The 18,317-nt window shown below is 44.6% G+C and carries 12 protein-coding genes; 7 read left to right on the forward strand and 5 right to left on the reverse strand.

Annotated elements, in window-relative coordinates; genetic code table 11:
- Positions 1–26: 26 nt before the first annotated feature.
- Positions 27–2,783 carry an Ig-like domain-containing protein gene (locus tag V6M43_RS11035; RefSeq protein ID WP_332735199.1) on the reverse strand — a complete coding sequence of 919 codons (2,757 nt, stop codon included), beginning with the start codon at positions 2,781–2,783 and terminating at the stop codon, positions 27–29.
- A 587-nt stretch (positions 2,784–3,370) separates the two neighbouring features.
- Here V6M43_RS11035 and V6M43_RS11040 point away from each other — a divergent pair.
- Genes V6M43_RS11040 through V6M43_RS11050 form a run of 3 tightly spaced genes read left to right on the forward strand, consistent with a single transcriptional unit; the run spans position 3,371 to position 7,874 of the window.
- Positions 3,371–5,134 carry a thiamine pyrophosphate-binding protein gene (locus tag V6M43_RS11040; protein WP_332735201.1) on the forward strand — a complete coding sequence of 588 codons (1,764 nt, stop codon included), beginning with the start codon at positions 3,371–3,373 and terminating at the stop codon, positions 5,132–5,134.
- Positions 5,135–5,143: 9 nt separating this feature from the next.
- The gene (locus V6M43_RS11045) at positions 5,144–6,874 is read left to right on the forward strand and encodes a flavin monoamine oxidase family protein (protein ID WP_332735203.1); all 1,731 of its coding nucleotides are present in this window, start codon (positions 5,144–5,146) and stop codon (positions 6,872–6,874) included.
- On the forward strand, positions 6,867–7,874 hold the full coding sequence (locus tag V6M43_RS11050; protein ID WP_332735205.1) for a 3-oxoacyl-ACP synthase III family protein: 1,008 nt from the start codon (positions 6,867–6,869) through the stop codon (positions 7,872–7,874). The genes V6M43_RS11045 and V6M43_RS11050 overlap by 8 nt, the downstream gene beginning before the upstream one ends.
- On the opposite strand, the gene V6M43_RS11055 is transcribed toward V6M43_RS11050, so the two are convergent.
- Positions 7,854–11,789: an AAA family ATPase gene (locus tag V6M43_RS11055; protein WP_332735207.1), complete on the reverse strand. Its 3,936-nt coding sequence runs from the start codon at positions 11,787–11,789 to the stop codon at positions 7,854–7,856. The two genes, V6M43_RS11050 and V6M43_RS11055, sit on opposite strands and share 21 nt — an antisense overlap.
- 123 nt (positions 11,790–11,912) lie before the next feature.
- On the opposite strand from V6M43_RS11055, the gene V6M43_RS11060 reads away from it, so the two are divergent.
- Together V6M43_RS11060 and V6M43_RS11065 are read left to right on the forward strand one after the other, a co-directional pair.
- Complete coding sequence (locus V6M43_RS11060) at positions 11,913–12,497, forward strand: PhnA domain-containing protein (RefSeq protein ID WP_332735209.1); 585 nt, start codon at positions 11,913–11,915, stop codon at positions 12,495–12,497.
- Between the two features lie 28 nt (positions 12,498–12,525).
- The gene (locus tag V6M43_RS11065) at positions 12,526–14,040 is read left to right on the forward strand and encodes a serine hydrolase domain-containing protein (protein ID WP_332735211.1); all 1,515 of its coding nucleotides are present in this window, start codon (positions 12,526–12,528) and stop codon (positions 14,038–14,040) included.
- Positions 14,041–14,110: 70 nt separating this feature from the next.
- Here V6M43_RS11065 and V6M43_RS11070 read toward each other — a convergent pair whose 3' ends face one another.
- On the reverse strand, positions 14,111–14,680 hold the full coding sequence (locus V6M43_RS11070; protein ID WP_332735213.1) for a hypothetical protein: 570 nt from the start codon (positions 14,678–14,680) through the stop codon (positions 14,111–14,113).
- 412 nt (positions 14,681–15,092) lie between these two features.
- Here V6M43_RS11070 and V6M43_RS11075 point away from each other — a divergent pair, with 412 nt between their 5' ends.
- Together V6M43_RS11075 and V6M43_RS11080 are read left to right on the forward strand one after the other, a co-directional pair.
- Positions 15,093–15,467 (forward strand): LytTR family DNA-binding domain-containing protein, encoded by a 375-nt coding sequence (locus V6M43_RS11075; RefSeq protein WP_332735215.1) that lies wholly within the window; start codon positions 15,093–15,095, stop codon positions 15,465–15,467.
- A gap of 130 nt (positions 15,468–15,597) precedes the next feature.
- Positions 15,598–17,364: a hypothetical protein gene (locus V6M43_RS11080; protein ID WP_332735217.1), complete on the forward strand. Its 1,767-nt coding sequence runs from the start codon at positions 15,598–15,600 to the stop codon at positions 17,362–17,364.
- A gap of 2 nt (positions 17,365–17,366) precedes the next feature.
- Here V6M43_RS11080 and V6M43_RS11085 read toward each other — a convergent pair whose 3' ends face one another.
- Both V6M43_RS11085 and parS read right to left on the reverse strand, forming a co-directional pair.
- Positions 17,367–17,816 carry an RES family NAD+ phosphorylase gene (locus V6M43_RS11085; protein WP_332735218.1) on the reverse strand — a complete coding sequence of 150 codons (450 nt, stop codon included), beginning with the start codon at positions 17,814–17,816 and terminating at the stop codon, positions 17,367–17,369.
- Complete coding sequence (gene parS / locus V6M43_RS11090; protein ID WP_332735220.1) at positions 17,813–18,244, reverse strand: type II RES/Xre toxin-antitoxin system antitoxin; 432 nt, start codon at positions 18,242–18,244, stop codon at positions 17,813–17,815. The genes V6M43_RS11085 and parS overlap by 4 nt, the downstream gene beginning before the upstream one ends.
- Positions 18,245–18,317: the final 73 nt, after the last annotated feature.

Consider the following 18,317-nt stretch of genomic DNA (forward strand, 5'->3'; position numbering starts at 1 on the left):
TTGTTGTTTTAATTCTAACTTTCTAATTAACGCAGGTTAATAAGTTTGCCTGTTATTTGCTGATCACCAACTCTGAACACATAAACCAGGTTGGTTCTTTGTGAAGATGGCACATGATAATCACGATAGAAAGATTTGTTTGCTTCCACGTATCCATCAAATACAGTATGAACTTTTTGTCCTAGCATATTAAACAATTCCAATGTACCTCTTCCGGATACCCCAGATTGCAGGTTGAACCTTACTCTGTCTGAGAATGGATTTGGTGCTGCTGATACTTTCGTATTCGAAGGCAGTTTTATATCGAAATTTTCTGCACGTTGTGTTGTTGAGCCGGCAACACTCCGCAAGGTTTCCCCTTCAGGCAATACCGGAGTACAGGCTTCAGGTTGAGTAACACAGCTACCTATGGTTCCGATAACGCTGTAACCCTTTCCAAGCGCTAATCCTGTAAAAATAACTTCTTCACCTTGGTTACCCTGATACGTGTAATCCTCATCGTATGCCGCATTATGAGGCTGCGTAGCAGTATATGTTGTTCCCGCTACAGGGTTAGTTACCTTAATGGAGAAAGTCACATCAAGGCAGGTAATTGGAACCAGTTCTACTTCTGGCTTAGCAGCCTGGGCTAATACAGTAACTCTAACGATATCATAGTCAGGAGGACAAGCAGGTGCTGTGAAGCTGCTTGTTACAGTCATACGCAAATCCATATAGCCTCCACCAGAACCACTTACTACTGTTACATTTGTGCTGGCACTGGTTGAATTGCTAAACGTAGGTGCTGGCCAGCCTTGAGGATTGCTTTCAACTGTCCATGCTACTGTTCCATTGGCAGCAGTACCGCTTAATGCGAAAGTATTTCCGGCAGCAATATAGCACTGGCTTGCAGGGTTAGCTCCTGCATCTGCTTCAGGATCAGGGTTAACAGTTACATCGTATGTGCATCCTGGGCAAGTCTGACCATATGGTCCTTTACTTTGTAAGGTCACTTTGATCTTAAATGATCCCGGATCTGTTACATCCACATTTATTGACTGAACATCAACATTTGCTCCATCAATGGTTGCATTAGTTGCAGGGCCATTGTCAGCTGCATTTCTTAGAGTCCATGTATATGTGAACAATGGATCCAGCGCATCTGCCAATGAATAAGTGATGTTCTGTGTATTCTCACAAGGCGTAGTGAGTCCAGAAATACTACATGGTTGTGGACAACTTGCACCTGGAGATACGCAAACAATATCCTCACCAATGCATCCATTCGCATCAGTACCAATAACCTTGAAACGATAGAGTTCACTTGGTGGGTTTACAATTGGGAAAGTTGCAGTTGCATTTCCAGTACTTGTTGAAGTGAGTGGTGATAATGTATAGTCTACAGGGTTTGATACTGTTGTAAGTGCAGACCATATATATGTTCCATTGGTTCCTGCCCCCGAAGCAACCAGGTCAGCAGTGTTTGTGATATTCTGGTTCATATCATATAGTCCACCAGGACAATCAGTTGCTGGTGAGCCACCTGTAATTCCAGACTTAATGGTTATATCTCCTGTTATAGTTGGATTTCCATTAATAGTTGCAACAATTGGTTCCTTATCTCCCTCACAACCCAGATCAGTTCTTGTGCATGAGAAATAATAAGTTGTGGTAGTTGAAATAGAAGGTGTAGTGAAATTCATACCTGTATGAACTAATGTATACACACCATTGCTTAAAGTATACCACTTACCAGTTGCATCTCCAAATCCACTGCAATTACCAGTAAGCTGCACAGTACCCGGTCCACACCGTGAATTACCGGTTTGTTCAGGAGTATTAGGAGCCACTTCAAAACTACCGAACACCATGTCTTTGAGTGTTGCACTAATTTCATGGGAAGCTCTTGTTTCCATCAGGAAATTTGTAAAACAGAAATTTGCATTAGGGTCAGCTGCTTCCATTGCTGCCAGGTCAACATAACCTTCATAAAATGCATTATCTGGGTATTGTGTAAGAATTGTACCCTTGCTATCTGTAGAATAATACCAATCTGTTCTCACTTGATTTCCTTGTGCATCAAGGATAAAAAATGGCCAGTCTGCAGCACTCAATGGTATAGAGTTTGGTGCTGTAACCGCTGCCGCATTTGTTTTACCTGTTCCCAATGTATTAAGGAAAGATTGAAAAGTTGGTGTTCCATTTGCAGATACAGAAATCACTTTATAAACATCCACATCAGCCTGAACACCTCCATTAGTAAATTCACACAAAACCAGAAGGTCACCAACTGTATGTATAGCTGCCCCTCCATTTTCATTCTCAAATTTATTGGTGGTTGGGTTAATTCTTACCGGGCTCAGGAAGAACCATAATCCGATTTGTGCTGAACCACTAACAGATTTGCGGTCACCAAAGAAAAGCAATTTTTTATCTGTTGGTGAATTGATTACCAGCATTGAACCAGCGTTCAGAATATCATCTTTTGGGGGGGTACTATTTCCTCCACTTAGCCATCCCGACATTGGAAGATCATCTTTTGAACCCCCTCCCGTAAAAATAGAAACATCAACACCAGCTGAATTGAGGTCATGCTGGAAGGATTTGGCAATTATGTTTGGTGAAGTACTTCTTAAATGCGTAAACCAATCACTTGGATTTCCATCAATAGTAAATATGATCTGGCCAATGGAACTGATTGATAATAGCATTAATTGAAGGGATAATAAAACAGGAAAGAGATACTTCCTGTTTTCTTTGTTTCGCTTGACGCGAATTTCAGCGTTCGTTAAAAATTCTTTCATGATAATTGGTTTATATAGACAATAAAGGGTCCTTACCAGGTGAATACCTGGTTTCAGAGAGTGTCAATGAATAGAATAATTAACTAACAGGCGGACCTGAATCATTAGCGGGACATAAATAATAAGGAAAGGACGGGACAAGGTTGGGCTTAGAGCTAATACCTAAAAGCGAACGATCAACAAGTACCCAACTCTTGTGCCCGGCCAATAGTAGTGCTGGCCGAACTGTATGGGAGTTCATGTTCAAAGGTTTAGTGGTATGACGGGATCAGGAATTGAACTTTGTCAATTGTTTTCAGGAGGTGCCCGGGCTGCTAATTAGATATAAATAGTTTGCCTTAACAAAAATCGCATAGAAGAAACGGTAGGTAGGAAACGGGTCGGGTAAGGATCAAACTTTGGAGCTGCTAATAAAGTTAATTTTTTACTTTAGAAAATGGAAATATTACTAAATGTTTTTTTTAGGAAAAATCAATAAAACACTTAGTCTATCGATGGTTTAATTATTAATCCCTATAAAAACGTATATTCAATAACGTAATAAAACCCCTACCGGTCCGTCATCTAATTGCGGACCTTTTTTATTTATGCCAAACCCAGTAACCGTAGCAGATGCCCTGCTTCACTACCTGAGCCTTGAAAAAGTTGATCATGTATTTGGTATCCCCGGTGGCGGGCTTGCCAATTTACTAACTGCGTTCAAGGACAATCGTGACCGTTTCAATTTTATTATCTGTCGACATGAAACAGGTGCTGCCTACATCGCCGACGGATATCATCGCGCAACAGGAAAACTCGGCGTGGTAATGGTCACCACCGGCCCCGGCGCCACCAATGCACTCACCGGCGTCATGAATGCACAGAATGACGGATCTGCCCTGCTACTTGTAACAGGCGAAGTAAATGAGAGCTATTTTGGGATGGGATACCTCCAGGAAGGTACCGACGCCAAACTTAATATTAACGGCATCTATGCAGCCAGTATAGGTTATACCGCCATGGTGTCTGATAGCAGCAATCTCGAGACCATCATACGCCAGGCACTTCGTGACGCACTTTCCATTCCGCATAATGCCGTGCATATCAGTATGCCTAATAATGTTACAACAGAACAGATCGCAAAGCCTCAATTATTAGGCAATACAAGTAGTTATCGCTCTTTACCAAAAGGTGCTCCCATCGATGAAGTGAAAAAAGCAATGAAGTCATTGCTCAGTGCTAAAAGACCCGTTATATTACTTGGTAATGGTTGCCGCAATGCCTTAATGGATCAGCTACCAGCATTGGATAAATTTGCTTCACGCTACGGCATACCCATCATGACAACAGCCGATGGGAAAGGAATCTTTCCCGAGTCTCATCACCTCTCCCTTCGCGTGTATGGCATCGCCGATTGCCTCTGGCCTTATTACTGGCTTAGCGGCAGCGAGGGCCAGGATCCCTATGATGGCATTCTCGTACTCGGATCTTCCCTCAATGAACTGGCAACAAACAAATGGCTTCCACTTCTTGTACCGAAAAAAGGACCATTCATCCAGGTTGATATGGACCAGGCAAGCATAGGAAGAGCTTTCCCTGTTACACAGGGTATTGTTGGTGAAGCAGGTGCATTTATTCAGGACATGGAAAAACTGATGGCATCCTTCCCGCCCGATAAAGAAATAGTGAAGAAGAGAAAGGCTGCACTCTCTGCTATCAAGAAAAAATATTCTCCTTTCGCCGAACCACTTCAATATAACTCAAACGCGAAGCCTATCGAACCCGCAGCCCTGATGCGTTGCCTTCAGGAGAACCTTCCCGCTGATGCTGAAACCAAAATTTTCCTGGATGCCGGTAACTGCGTTGGCTGGGGTGTACATTATCTCGAAGTAAGCAGTCCATGGGCCATTCACAGCGCACTGGCAATGGGTCCCATGGGATTTGGCGTTGGTGCCGTGCTGGGGGCTAAATTCGGACGCCCTAACGCCACTTGTATCGGTATTGTAGGCGACGGCGCATTCCTCATGCATAGCGGCGAAGTATCAACCGCCAGCCAGTACAATGCAGGGGCTATATGGATCGTATTGAACGATAACAATCTTAATATGGTAACACAGGGACAGGAACAATATTTCCCCGATAAAAAAGACCCCGATATCTGGGAGAAATTGTATTCACTGGGCAACCCTGATATTGCTAAGATCGCGGAAGGGTTGGGTGCAGATGCTTACACCATCAACAGCACCGCTGAATTGAAAAAGCTACTTCCCAGAATATTGAAAGCTGCCAATAAAGGCAGGAAGCCCCAGGTGATCGTCGCCAATATTAATACCACCCGTGTTCCTCCATATTATAATCCACTTTACAGTTAATCAACCGTCATGAAGAAAAAAACAAATACAACCCCTGAATATGATATCGCTGTAGTTGGAGGTGGTGTTGGTGGAGTATATACTGCGTGGAGACTTCTAACTGATCAGCAATCTTCTCCCCTGCTTAAAAAGTGGCGGGGTAAGAACAGCAATCTTAAAGTGGCGTTGTTTGAAGGCAGCGACCGTATTGGCGGGCGACTGCTCACTGCCCGACCTCCCGGCTTCCCCAATATGAATTGTGAGATCGGTGGTATGCGCTATGTTTCATCCCAACGAATTGTTGCCAGCCTGGTGGAGAATGAACTTAAACTCCCGCGACATGAACAAACCGTTGACCAACCTATCAATATTGTTTATACAAGGGGACATCGTTTGCGGAATTACCAGCTGTCTGACCCTGATCTTCTTCCCTATAAATTATCCGATAAAGAAAGAGCCTTCCTGCAGCAGGGAAATACTGCAAGCGATTTAATTGGCTGGGCCGTGGAGCAGCTGTTTCCCCAGGTAAAAAAACTCAGTGGTGAGAAGCTCGAGAAATTCCTCCAATCTGCTACCCTCGATGGAACTCCGCTCTATGAACACGGATTCTGGAATATCCTCGCAAAGGTTATGAGTGAAGAAGCTTACCAGATCGCAAAAACAACTGTTGGATATGATTCTCTTGGTATGAATGCCAACGCCGTTAATTCAATTGCCGAATATTTCAACTTTACCCCAGAAGTTAAATATTATCTGTTCGACCAGGGATATGATTCTGTGCCGTGGACGCTCCAGCAACAATTTGAAGCAGCCGGCGGTGAAGTGCATCTCAACAACTGGTTGCAATACTTTGATACAACTACCTTATCAGATGGCTCCCAGGGTGTATCGTTGCAATTTATGGATGGTGAATCATCATTCACTATCAACGCCCGCGCCATCGTTCTCGCGATGCCCCGTCGGTCACTGGAACTACTCCTGCCCAAAGGACCTGTCCTCGATCCTGAACAGGCCCCACAGTTTCGTTATATGATGAACGCCGTGGAACCGGTTGACCTTTATAAAATGTTCCTCGCATATAAAGAACCCTGGTGGGAAAAAGCTTTCGTTACACAGGGCAGGTCATTGACCGACATACCCGTGAGACAATGTTATTACTGGGGTGTGGAAGGAAGGCAGCCAGGCGCTGATCCTAAAAATACAAACGCACTCCTGATGGCCTATAATGATATGAGCAGTTCTGAATTCTGGGGTGGACTCCGGGGACTGCCACTTGGTCCGGGTAATGCCATCCACTGGTCTCTTCCCGGCAATAAACGCATGAAAGGTAAATCGTCATCCAATAATATATTCACAAGGAAAAAAATGCCCCATGCGCAGAAAGACGAGAAAAATGATTGGGCTCAACGGCTTCGCAATAACTGGGATGCGCATACTGCTCCCCGTAAGATGGTGGAAGAGATGCATCGCCAGATCATGGAAATGCACAATATCAAAGATGCCCCCGAACCTATGGAGGCAGCATTTGTGGATTGGTCGGATGATCCCTATGGTGGTGCAGTTCATTTCTGGAACTCGGGTTATAAATCATGGGAGATACTTCAGCAGATGACAAAGCCGGTAAACAGTTTCCCCTGCTATGTTTGCGGTGAGGCCTATTCAACCAACCAGACCTGGGTGGAAGGCGCCTTACAAACAGCAGAGATCGTATTGCAGCAGCATTTCAAATTAACCTCCCCTAAATGGTTAACCAATGGGTAAGCTATTGCCAAGGATCACCGGACTGGGATATGCACTACCTGAATCTATCAGACGTAACGATGATCCTATATTCGACTGGCTGAAAAAGCATATCACTGATAGTGAAAAATTATTCACCGGCTATCATACAAGACATGTTCTCAAGGATGAAGAAGAACTCGTTTCCATTATGGTACATGCTTCAAAAAAAGCAATGGATCATGCTGGTATTGTTGCGGCAGATGTTGATATATTAATAGGTACCGGCTCTATGGGACAATATACCAATCCCAATGAGCTGAACGCCCTGCATAAGGAACTGGGGTTGCCATCCTCCACCTGGGTAATACCTACCAATTGTGAATTCAGCCATTATAATGCAGCTCTTCTTTTTGCGGATTCGCTGTTAAAAGCCGGAAGGGTAAAAAATGTATTGATTTGTGTGGGCGGCAGCTGGACGCGAAACGTTAGTTATCACACCCAGCAATCAGTGAGTGCCGCAGACGGTGCGGGCGCTGCGGTTATGCGTATGAGTGAGGATGCAGCTTGCTGGTCGGTAACAGATTACAATACTATTACTGATTCAAAATATTATGGTACTATGTTCACTAAGAATGAAGCAGTATCATGGTACGATCCGCATTTAAGAGAGCAGCAGCTATGGACGGCACCTTATTTCCAGATCACAGATGAAGGTTTAGAGGGATTTAAAACATTCGGCTTGAATACCACGCCCCTGGCGGCAACAGCTCTAATGGAAAAGCATGGTCTGAAGGGATCAGATATATGCCTGATAAGTCACCAGGCTTCGGAATTTTTGATGGGTAACTGGAATAAGGTTATTGGTCCATCGCAATACATCAATACGATTGCAACATTTGCCAATATGGCTCCTGCCAATATCCCGGTTAATCTGGCATGGGCAACCGAACATGAGCATTTTTTGCATGATAGCCTGGTGCTGCTGGCTATTGGTCCCGACATGCATGCTAATGCCCTTCTATTGCAAAGAGGGTACTGAGGCTCCCCATCTTTCATATGCATTTTTCATTTCTTCCTCTTTGCCAGAAGCTGCACCGTTAGTGTTAGACAGCAGGTGACGGTATTTCTGGATCAATGCAATATCATGCAGGAAGGATGCTTTTTCTGCCAACGCCAGTGCACTTCTAAGCCTCTCTTCAGCCTGCATCTTATCTCCTGTAGCACCTGCCAGTATTCCTTCCAGTAATTGGGCTTTGTGTTCGAAATTGGTGGAACATAAACCAGCCCAATGACGCATGGTGCTGATGCCTGCAAGGCTCTTCTCCATCAACTCCGCCGATGAACCATTATTCAATAATCCGGTAAGCGCGGCAAGGGTCTCAAATTGAACCAGGTCAACTTCTGCAATTTGTCCCTCAATTGCCGGCCGCAGTGGTATTGCTTTTTCTGCCCAATCCAGAGCGCCTTTCCAATCGTTATTATGAAGATGCAGTTTAACCCTTGCCACCAGGTAATAGCCTATCTGGTTGCCCAGCTCAGTCTGGAAGATCGATGCGAGGTCTGTAGCTTCATTGTATTCTTCGTCTGTCAATGAAAGCGGATGCTCTGTTTCTCCCGCCAAAGCTTTTGCAAATTGAAGTTCCAGTATCAGGTGAAAGGCTGCATTCATGACTCTTCGCTGGTTGATTTCCATATGCTCTCTCGCTTTCTCCTTGATCTCCTGCAGCGGTCTTCCGCAGGCTGTCATATAAACAACATGACCCGATAAATTAAAACAGGCAAAGAGTATATCACCGGATGCAAATCCCTGCTGCGCTGCCTCCAAAGAAAGTGGAAGACTGTTATTGAATGGATGCGACCAATGATTATGGAACCAGGTATGCACGAATGCTACCCTTGCAAATAAACTCTGCTGATTTTTCTTGTCCATATCCAGTGCCAGCTGGCTCCATGCATAGGCCCCTGCCCTGTCGCCCGTCATGCCCCTGTAGATCGGGGAGTACATAGAATATACATCTGCGGCAGAACTACCACTACCATGCTCAAGTGTAATACGCAGGCAGGTCACCGATATCAGCGCAAAGAGTTCGATCTGCTGACTCTGGAAGGCAAGTGGCCCAATGCGTAACAGCTTCGATATGGTCATGTCAATTGCCGGGTCTTCCAATGATTTAAGGGAGATAAGATCCGAAGGCTTCCTGTCACCCATAAGCGCCATTATCTTTCCCATGTTCATGCCGATAGAGGGACCAATTACTGCCGGATCCCTTTCTATTTTCACTCCCAGAAGCTCCACTCCTTTCAACCCTACATCAACCGACTGCCGGGCAAAACCATTGCTGAATAAATGGATGGATTCTTTCTCGAGATAATCCGCTGCTTTCGCATTGTTGCCGGCTTTTTCCCAATGATAAGCTAATCGCGCATAGATCGCATTCAGGTTCTGGTGGAAATTTGTTTCATACCAGTTGGCTATTTCTTGGTGTAATTTTTTCTTCTGCTCCGAGAGTATCATTTCATAGGCAACCTCACGCGTAATGCCGTTATGAAATGAATATCCATTGCCACCATCAATGCGTTCATGTAATATCAATCCGGCCCTGTTGTTCTCTTTCAGAAAAGCAGGCACCATTGTTTTTTCCTGCGTTATCGGGAAGATATCCTGAACCAATTCTGTGGCAAATCGCATCCCGGTAACACTAGCCACCTTCAATGCAAGCTTAGGTCCCTGTTCAATAGTATCGAGTCGCATCCTGATCATGCCCTGTATGGTTTCAGGCAGGGGCAGGTTCTCGAGCGAGCCTGCATTTGTTGCAGTACAGGTTTTATCCTTGATAAGTATGGCACCTTCGTGATGAAGTGCCTGGATTATCTCAACACAATAAAACGGACTTCCCTTTGAAAGCTGCGCGATTATATTGGTAACAGAAGAATCTACATGGTCTACTGCAAGTATTGCTTTAATAAGTGCTTCCTGTTCCTCGGCGGTTAATGGTTCCAGCATGTGTATGATGGCTCCCGCATGATGAAACTTTTCTACCTGCTGACTTCGACCAGGTTCTAGGGCAAGGATCAGTAAACAGTTCTTTACCTGTTGCGAAACAGCAGATGCCAGTTGCCAGGAGGCCTCATCCATCCAGTGGGCATCATCAATGATCAGTACCATTGGTTTCTCCGAAGCCGCTCTCTGCAGTATGGTCAATAAAAGCTTACGTGTTTCTTCTTCCCTTTGCTGGGTGGTGAGTGAGCGGATAAAGTCACTGTCGTTAATGTCAAGCGCCAGCACAGCATTCAGCAGACCCGCTTTCTCTTTCATTTCTTCGTCCAGGTATTCACTCACTCTCTGCTGCATGGCCTCTTCGCCAATGATGGAGGCAGTACCTGTCATTTTACCAATGATAGATCGCCATGAATAATAAGGAGTTGTTTGTTCAACCGGGTCGCCGCTGCCGGAAAACTGTTGCACCTCAAGCCCTATCATCCTGCTCCTGAAATCGGATAGCAATCTCGATTTTCCGGAACCACTTTCACCCATCAGTGCAAGGGCTGCTGAGCCTCCGCTCATCGCCATATTGAACAGTTCTTCAAGCAAGAATTTTTCCTTGTGCCTGCCTACCAGGGGATGGCCCTCGATCTTATTGCCCGACCTGCTTTCAATAGAAACAGGATTCCATACTTTAACTTTATCACCATGCCCTTTTATAGGAAGCACCAGTGGATCGGCATAGAAAAAATCATCCCTTGTAGCCTTCATGGTTGCCTCATCACAAGTGATCTGTCCCAGTTGTAACTGTGCAAGTCTGGCCGCGAAATTCACCACATCGCCTATGACGGTATATTGTCGCAGATCATCATTTCCCAGTATTCCACAGAATGCTTTTCCTGTGGCAACACCAACGCAGGCATCAAATCCCGCAGCCGACAGAACCTCCTTGATCTGGAAGGCTGTGAGTACACCACGCTGTGGATTGTCTTTGTGCGCAGCGGGCGGCGGACCAAATACGATCAGTATATTGGCGGCCTTTTCATCAAACCAGGTTTGGCTGAGAATGCCGTTATGACGGATAAGTATAGGCGCAATACAGTTCACTGCTTTTTGCATGCTCTGTGATGCCAGCGCAGTATCAGGATCAATATGATAGAGCTGGGTAAAAACTATAGTAACCGGTCTTAATTCGTCTATCCATTGCAGGTGGGCGGCATCCAGGTTAAAGGATACCGGTAAGGGTATAAAAAGTTCCAGTGTTTTTTTCGCATTGCCATCAAACAGGATGGACGCCGGGTCATGAGAATGGTCATTTCCCGGCTGTACTCTGAGGATGCCGGCACTGCCGGTTATTTCGTCAATTTCATGATCATGCCGGAGTGATTCCATCACATTTGCCGATACAAGTAATTCTGCCGGCCTTCTTGTGCCAGCGCATGACCTGAGGTCGCGCAGCGCATCCCCCATAACCGTATAATGCCATCGGCCATGCATACCGGCGATCTCCAGCAACTGGCAGGCACCGGCGGCAGCCACTACATGTAATCGCAGTCGGTCTCCCCTGTCGTCAGTAGCACCGGGAGACTTGAGAATGGCATTTCCACAGGCCGTTGCCCGCAAAGCCGCCTCCCGAGAGGATCCCAGGCTGCAGGGCCAGGCTGCCAGCACACCATCACCCGCAAACAGAACCGGCTGACCCCCGAATTTCCTGATAAGCGCAAGGACAGGATCGTAATGGTTTTTAAGTATCGTGGAGATCTGTTCCACCCCGTTCTCATGATCCTGTAAGAGCCGGTTTGATAAAGGGGAAAAATCACAGATATCGATCCATAAAAGTGCAGCTTCTTCCCCCAGTAATTCACCCGGAATTCTGCCAGGCAACTGGCTGAATGCTTCCCGCAACATTTTGGGAACAAAACTGGCGATGATCAGTTCGGGCTGATCATCGGTAAGGATCTTATGCTGCATGTTCAGGGTTTGTTGTAAGAATCAGGTGCCTTGTAAAGCCGCATATAAGATACATATATTTTAAGCATAAAGGGAATACTTACCTTTCCGCTTTATTCACCCATTTTTCCACCAAACAATAATATGACAGGCGATAAAGAAATACTGGTTAGAAGTGATAACAAATGTGAGTTGTGTAAATCAACATCGGCTTTGAGTTTTTACAATGTTGCTCCCGAATCTGCTTCGGGTCACGACAGCCGCGTTTATCTCTGTGCCAAATGCCAGGCACAACTGGAGAAGAAAGAACCTTTGGATAGCGGATACTGGAAGTTTCTCCCTGAAGCCATGTGGAGTGAGGTGCCCGCCATCCAGGTGATTGCATGGCGTATGCTCAACAGGCTTCGCCAGGAAAGCTGGGCAGCAGAAAACCTTGATATGATGTACCTCGATGAGGATACCCTTGCCTGGGCCAAAGCAAGTGGTGATCATGATAACGACTCCGCTCCGGAATTTCATAAGGATGCCAATGGAAATATCCTCAGCGAAGGCGATTCAATTGTAATCACCAAATCATTGGATGTTAAGGGCAGTAACCTGAATGCAAAGATGGGAACCATCGTCAAAAATATCAGGCTGGTAAAAGATAATACAGAACAGATCGAGGGAAAGATCGAAGGACAAACCATCGTCATCCTCACCAAATATGTGCGTAAGCAGGGAAGCTGATCTTCTTCACTAATCATTGAATTCTTTTATGACAATAAAGGTTAACCGTTTCATTGTTGCATTGGTAATGATGCTATCCATCCATCATAACGCCAATGCCCAAACCCCCGATAAGAAACTGGAGCAGGTGTACCCCGTTGTGGATTCGATTTTCAGGGCGGCTGCACAGCGTAATCATTTTCCGGGATTGGTATATGGTATTGTTGCCAATGGTAAGCTGATCCATACAGGAAATATGGGATATGCCAATATTGAAACCAGATTGGCAGCATCGCCTCAATCCGCTTTCAGGATCGCTTCCATGACAAAAAGTTTCGCTTCCGTTGCCATCCTTATTTTACGCGATGAGGGCAAGCTGAAACTCGATGATCCTGTTGCTGATTATATAGTTGAAATGAAGCAGCAGAAGATGCTCACTACTGATGCCCCACCACCAACCATCCGGCATCTGCTTACGCATGCGGCGGGGTTTCCGGAAGACAATCCATGGGGCGACAGGCAGCTGGATATTTCAGAAGAGGAAATGCTGGCCATGTTTCGCAAAGGGATCTCGTTTTCAACCGTGCCGGGTACCAATTATGAATACAGCAATATGGGATTTGCCATGCTTGGTTATATCATTAAAAAAGTTTCGGGAATGCCTTACCAGCAGTTTATTAATACCCGGATCCTTCAACCGCTCGGTATGAATAATACCTACTGGGAATATGAAGAAGTGCCGGCAGGTAAATTGGCCATAGGCTATCGCTGGGTTAATGGAAACTGGGTGAAACAGCCTATGGAGCATGATGGCGCTTATGGTATCATGGGGGGAATGATCACTACCATGGACGACTATGCGAAATATGTTGCTTTTCAATTATCAGCATTGCCGGCGCGTGATGGAAAAGAAGATGGTCCGCTGAAAAGAAGCTCCCTCCGCGAGATGCAACAGCCCTGGAATTTCAGTTCGCTGCAGGCCAATTATCGCTACCCCTCGGGAAGGCCTTGTGCTTCGGTGTCGGCTTATGGGTATGGGCTGCGTTGGACAAATGATTGCAGTGGACGTATTTCGGTTGGGCATAGTGGTGGTTTACCCGGCTTTGGATCTAACTGGACAATGCTTCCCGAATATGGGATTGCTGTCATCAGCTTTATCAATCTCACCTATGCCCCTGCCTCCTCCTTGAACACGATGGTATTGGATACGATGCTGCAACTGACGGGAATGAAACCCCTTGCATTACCGGTTTCCGCGATACTTAAAACAAGACAGCAACAACTGGTTGAGATCCTCCCACACTGGAAAAAGGAAAAGATCGAGGGGGTGTTTGCAGAGAATTTTTTCCTGGATTATTTTATTGATTCACTCCGGAAAGAGTCAACCGAAATATTCTCTAAAGCAGGTAAAATAATAAGCGTGGAAGAGATGGTTCCGGATAATAACCTTCGTGGTCATTTCCTGATGAAGGGGGAAAAGGGAGATGTGAGGGTTTACTTCACTTTATCGCCCGAAAATCCTGCACTGGTACAGGAGTATAATATCCGGTTCCTGCCAAAATAATAAAGATCCCCCGGTAAAAACCGGGGGATGAAAAAGCGTCCCGCAGATTTATGCGGGGAACTTTTCTCTTTTAAATGATCATTTCGAGTCTCCCTTCATTTCCAGGGATATCCCGGGCTGAGGCTACGATTGTGCTACCGATCAGGGTAGGATTTTGCTGGACGGCAGTATAGATCCAGTTATTTCTATTGATCTGGTGCATCACTGCATTGCCTGATTCCAGTAGTTCCCCAGTGGGGCTGTAAATACTGACCGTAACATCGATTACCCTGAAATCATCTTTAGCGCTTATAACGATTAAAGATCCAGGTGTGCCGTTGTATTTTCCAGCCTCTACTTTTTTCACTACCGGAGCTTTCAGGAAATCCCTGAAAGCAAGGTTATAACCTGTTTTTCCCGAAGGAGCCTTTCGGTCGTACTCAAACTTCAGTTCAGGATTTTCAATGGCACCCTTTGCATAATTGGCTGCCATAGTAAATCGGTCACGGGCCAATTCCTGTCCCTCCGTTGGTACGAAGTCCTTGTTTTTTGAAGGCATACGGGCGATAATTGTGTCATCGCCTCTTTGCTTGTAGACAAACTGATTGCCTAATTTTCCTCTTGCGCCTTTTACAAGAAGATTGTTGGTGATTTTACTCATACAAAATGAAATTTAATTTTTTAAAAAATATTGGTTTATGTTTCACTGTTCCGGAAGAAAGCCTCTTGGGGCACTCCTCCCATTTGGCTTGAGTGGCGCTTCCGGATCAGATCAACAATACAAACATACTGTCAGAGATAGGGGTGTTTCCGGTAAATGTGATGGCGCTATAACTTTTGCTGGGACGGAGTATAACTAAAACTGGGACGAATGCACTCATATTTTTCTAATAAAGTGCTAGCCACCTTCTCTTCCCCAAGTCCAAACCATGTGTGAAACAAGTGCCTGACAAGCTAAAACAGGCCATTTTACACATGGTTGACACTATAACTGCACATCTATTGCACTTAGGCCGGACTTTCCTGACCCGAAAAATTCATTAATTTAATTCCCTAAACCAATACTAACTGCTATGAGTACCCCTTATTACTTTTACCGAACCAATGGCATCCTTATGCAAATGCACATGGAAGCGATTGATCTCATGGAAGTAAATAAAAATTATGTGCGATTCGTTAATAAGAATGGTTATGTAGATATCAGGACAACATTGGAAAATGCATTGGCACAATTCCCAAAAAACTATTTCATACAGGTGCATCGATCTTATGCAGTTGCTTTTAATCAAATCGACAAGCTCGGGAAGGATTCGCTTTTTATACTTTCTCGCCCTGAACTTGAAATTCCTGTATCAAGAAAGTATTATAAAGAATTGCTTAAGCATATCAAAATTATCGGTCCTGATTTACAGGAACCTGACCAGGAAGATAAAAAAATTGAATCATAGGTAATTTAAAGAGGCGGAATAATAAAAGACAATGTTGTCCTAATATATTATCTTTGCCGGAATTATTGTCTAAATAAGTTCCGCAAGCAACATGTATTCTTCCTCTTCCCACAGCTTCCATATCCCTGTAATGGGATTGGCATATACCATTGATAGTCCCATTAAAGTAGCCCGGTTTGGCATCTCCTCTGTCATCAGCATTGTAGAAGACCGCCTGATCGAGATGATGCGACAACACTACTATCCCACCATCGGAATTGATTATCAGCCCATCCCCGCTTCTGAACCTGATTATAAGGCGAAGCGGATCACTGATTATTTAAATCTGGTCAATACCATTGTTCAGCAACAGGTGGAAAAAATGAAGTCGGCAGCTTTTGAAGCAGGATCTGATATCGTGCAGTACTTTGAAATGCTGCCTGATAATCATGTTTTGAAACAGCTATACCAGCAGTTAATGCAAACAACAGATAATGCAGAGAAAGAAAAAATCGCATCCCGATTGAGATCGGCCATTCATCCCGGAAGTATTGACGTCAATATCATGACCAAGGTTGATCGCGAGGTTTATAAAGCGGATGGAACAACGGTGGAGAATGGCTCTGAAGCAATTTCATCCTTAAGAGGATATGCAAACAGTGACCTGAGAAATTCTTCTGTGGTATTCTCTGCAGGCATGAACCCGCGACTATATAATTTCCTTGAAAATTGTGATGCCTTTGATGTTAATGAGGATAATGATTTTACAAAAAAGGTCATCGTAAAAGTGAGTGATTACCGCTCGGCGCTGATACAGGGAAAATACCTTGCAAAAAAAGGGATCTGGGTAAGTGAGTACAGGATTGAATCGGGATTGAATTGCGGTGGACATGCATTCGCAACCGAAGGATATCTGCTGGGCCCCATCCTGGAAGAATTTAAAACAAAGCGGCAGGAACTTATCGATACGATTTTCGAAGTATATAATGCAACGCTTATTAAAAAGAATAAGAAACATTTTCTCTATCCCCCTAAATTGAAACTCTCCGTTCAGGGTGGCATCGGAACGCACGAGGAAGATGCGTTTTTAGTTAACTATTATAATCTGGATAGCACCGGTTGGGGTACTCCATTCCTCCTGGTTCCGGAAGCTACAACGGTTGATGACGATACATTGAAACAGCTTAGCAGTGCTACTGAAAAAGATCTTGAACTGAGTCACAATTCTCCCCTGGGTGTAAGGTTTCATTACCTGAAAGGCACCAGTTCCGACAAAGAAAAGGCAGGCAGAATTATGAATGGAAAACCCGGTAGTCCCTGTACTGAAAAGCATCTTGCTTTCAACACAGAGTTTACCAAAGAACCCATTTGTACAGCCTCCCATAAATACCAGAAACTAAAAATTGCAGAGCTGCAATCGCTTAACCTCCCGGAATCCCAATACAAAAAGCAATTGAAAAATGTGTTGGATAAAGAGTGCTTATGCGTGGGACTCAGTAATGCTGCTTCCATCAGTTATGAGCAGCCATTTATCAAAACGTTGAAAGCAGTTACCATTTGTCCCGGACCGAATATTGCCAATTTTTCTAAGATAGTATCACTAAAAACAATGACGGATCATATCTATGGCAGAACAAACATTTTAACCAATGCCGACCGTCCGCACATGTTTATTGCCGAGTTGCATTTGTATATCGATTACCTGAAAGAAGAACTGGAAAATGATTTCCAGAGTGATAATATTCTTCCACGGAAAAAATATTATACAAGTTTCTATAATAACCTGTTGAGCGGGATAGCATACTATAGAAATCTGGATCAGGTAGCCGCAGAACCAGGCCGGTCTGGGTTTTTAAAGGCACTTGACAATGCATTGCTGGAATTGAATGCATTGAATTATCACTTTGAGATAGTATAATTCTATTTCAACAATCTTTCATCAAAAGCGAATTTCTCAATAGAATGTGTTTTGATGCGTGCAAAATCGGGATGCCGGGGGTTGATCAGGTAGTTATGTTCTTCTGAAATGATGGCGGAAGGCACTTGTAAAACGGCGGTGTTATTTTCTTTTAACCACTCATCTCCAATGGCCTGGCAGGAAGTATAATTGATATAGTCTTGCCATCTGGCTGGCAGCTTGCTTTTAATAATCTTTTTTATTTTGACATCATCGGGAAATTGTATCAGCGTAACCCGGAAGAGATCATCAGATCCAATGCTGCGTCGGTGGACCATATTTTCAAGGCATGCCAATGCCCTGGTACTGGCAGCATACAGCATAAAATGCCCATTGCTGTTCCATCGGGCAGCACGACCCGACGCGGTAAGCTTACCTGCCCATTGTGCGAGGGTAATGCGATAAACGATCATGCCAGTGCACCGTATTCAATCCTGAGTAGTTCTTCCATCACGAGGTTGATACCGCCCTGGGTATAGAGAAGTTCAAAAGGAACAATGCCTCCTAATCCTGAAGCGGGTTGCTTCAGCCAGAGATTGAAATCTTCTGAATTACCAAAAATCTCCTGTCCCTTTTTGTAGAGTGCCATCAGCTGTAAAAGCTGTTCGCTCTCTGTGCGGCCCAGCTTATGTCGCCGTATGCGGTAATTGTCAATCGTTTTGGGTGTAACATCAATAAAGGCGGCTAACTGGTTTTTATTCAGGGCTGTGATCTGGATGATCTTATAAAATACGGATACAGCTAACCCCTCAGCAGCCCTCATTACCATCGCTACGGGATTTGATAGCTCTTTTTCGTATTGGCGAAAAAGAGAAGTCTTTGCATTTAGTGTTGCACCCATGGGAGAATTATTTCCTTACAAAGGTAAGGAATAATTACGTTAGGGGAAAGGTAAAAATTCTTAATGACTTTGA

It is taken from the genome of Flavihumibacter sp., from assembly GCF_036676075.1.
Classification (GTDB): Bacteria; Bacteroidota; Bacteroidia; order Chitinophagales; family Chitinophagaceae; genus Flavihumibacter.

Coding starts and splice junctions, on each gene's coding strand:
- V6M43_RS11035 (WP_332735199.1), bottom strand. CDS start 2,783: ATGAAAGAATTTTTAACGAACGCTGAAATTCGCGTCAAGCGAAACAAA.
- V6M43_RS11040 (WP_332735201.1), top strand. CDS start 3,371: ATGCCAAACCCAGTAACCGTAGCAGATGCCCTGCTTCACTACCTGAGC.
- V6M43_RS11045 (WP_332735203.1), top strand. CDS start 5,144: ATGAAGAAAAAAACAAATACAACCCCTGAATATGATATCGCTGTAGTT.
- V6M43_RS11050 (WP_332735205.1), top strand. CDS start 6,867: ATGGGTAAGCTATTGCCAAGGATCACCGGACTGGGATATGCACTACCT.
- V6M43_RS11055 (WP_332735207.1), bottom strand. CDS start 11,789: ATGCAGCATAAGATCCTTACCGATGATCAGCCCGAACTGATCATCGCC.
- V6M43_RS11060 (WP_332735209.1), top strand. CDS start 11,913: ATGACAGGCGATAAAGAAATACTGGTTAGAAGTGATAACAAATGTGAG.
- V6M43_RS11065 (WP_332735211.1), top strand. CDS start 12,526: ATGACAATAAAGGTTAACCGTTTCATTGTTGCATTGGTAATGATGCTA.
- V6M43_RS11070 (WP_332735213.1), bottom strand. CDS start 14,680: ATGAGTAAAATCACCAACAATCTTCTTGTAAAAGGCGCAAGAGGAAAA.
- V6M43_RS11075 (WP_332735215.1), top strand. CDS start 15,093: ATGAGTACCCCTTATTACTTTTACCGAACCAATGGCATCCTTATGCAA.
- V6M43_RS11080 (WP_332735217.1), top strand. CDS start 15,598: ATGGGATTGGCATATACCATTGATAGTCCCATTAAAGTAGCCCGGTTT.
- V6M43_RS11085 (WP_332735218.1), bottom strand. CDS start 17,816: ATGATCGTTTATCGCATTACCCTCGCACAATGGGCAGGTAAGCTTACC.
- parS (WP_332735220.1), bottom strand. CDS start 18,244: ATGGGTGCAACACTAAATGCAAAGACTTCTCTTTTTCGCCAATACGAA.